Annotated in this window: 1 protein-coding gene; it reads left to right on the top strand. The window is 61.4% G+C overall.

Going from position 1 to position 1,377, the window contains the following annotated elements; genetic code table 11:
- The coding region (locus tag PQQ52_RS34585; protein WP_408221518.1) for a DUF3138 family protein at window positions 1-1,377 on the top strand (1,377 nt) is incomplete at its 5' end.

Raw genomic sequence — 1,377 nt, 5'->3', positions numbered from 1 at the left:
CCGGTGGACATCTCGTCGCCGGACTACGGCAAGGCCCGCGCGTCGCTGAGCAACGATCAGGTCGATTCGATGAAGCAGCAGCTCGCCAACCAGCAGCTGAAGGTCGATTCGCTGGTGGACGCGCAGAATACAGGTCCGCTCGCGGGTCTGTCGGTGACGGGCTATATCGATCCGACCTTCATGTATAACCGCGCGGCAAGCAGCGGGTCGTTCCTGTTCGCGAATCACGAAAGTAGCTACAACTACTTCAACAGTACGTTCGGCGATCTGTACCTCGACATCAAGAAGACCTTCGGTGTCGGCCCGATGGCGCCGTCGGCCGAGATCACCCTGATGCCGAACCGCGGCAATGGCATTACGCTGTTGCAGAACGAGCACGGCGAGATCGGCAACAACATTCTGAACACGGCCGTCGTGACCATTCCGATGACGGCGACGACGACCTTCGTAGCCGGTTTGATGCCGAGCTTCGGCGGCTATGAAGTGCAGCAGTCGAACCAGATGCTGACGCTCACGCACAACCTGCTGTATGACTTTTCCGATCCGGGCAGCTATGTCGGCGTCGGCTTGAACTACACGGGCGACGGCAGCAACTGGGCGTGGAAGTTCATGCTGGGCAACGAACAGTACCGCACGTACGGTTCGGTCGTGCAGACCGGCACCAACGCGCTGGGCGACCCGATCACGAGCAGCAACAAGATCCCGACCTTCACGGCCCGCGTCGACTACACATGGTCGAGCGCGCTGGATGTGGGCGGCTCGTTCAACATCGGTCGTCAGACACTCTCGGCCTCCACGCAGAACGTGAACGGCAATACGGTCCCGGTGTATGGCGTGGGCGGTGGCGCATCGAGCGCCTTCGGCACCTTCTTCTTCGGCGAAGCGGACCTGGCCTACACCCAGGCGGATGTCCAGTACAACGCCGAAGTCGACTACGGCCAGCAGCAGAACGCCGCGTTCAACGGCGGCCAGGCTCAATGGTATGGCCTGTCGCTGCTCGCGCACCGCAAGTTCTCGCTGCCGGTGGTTGGGCGCATGGGCGCGACGGCACGCTATGACGTCCTGGTCGACAGCAAGAACGGCGGCGGCGGTGGTGGCGTGGCGTTGAATTCGAACGGCATGGACACGGCGGACGGCTTCGGCATCGGCGCGGACTGCCTCGCCAATTCGAAGGCGGGCGGCGGCGTTGGTTTCGAGTGCAAGGGTGCGATCCACCAGGATGTGTCGCTCGACGTGCTGTTCTATCCGACCCAGCAGATTACTGTGAAGGTCGAATATCGTCACGACTGGGCCAACAAGCAGGTGTTCCTGAAGAACGACGGTTCGTACGGCAAGTCCAACGACATCCTCGCGACGCAGTTCATCTACTCGTTCTAA

It is taken from the genome of Paraburkholderia sediminicola, assembly GCF_046030555.1.
Taxonomy (GTDB): domain Bacteria; phylum Pseudomonadota; class Gammaproteobacteria; order Burkholderiales; family Burkholderiaceae; genus Paraburkholderia; species Paraburkholderia sediminicola_E.
This window is presented reverse-complemented; position numbering and strand designations above follow the sequence as displayed.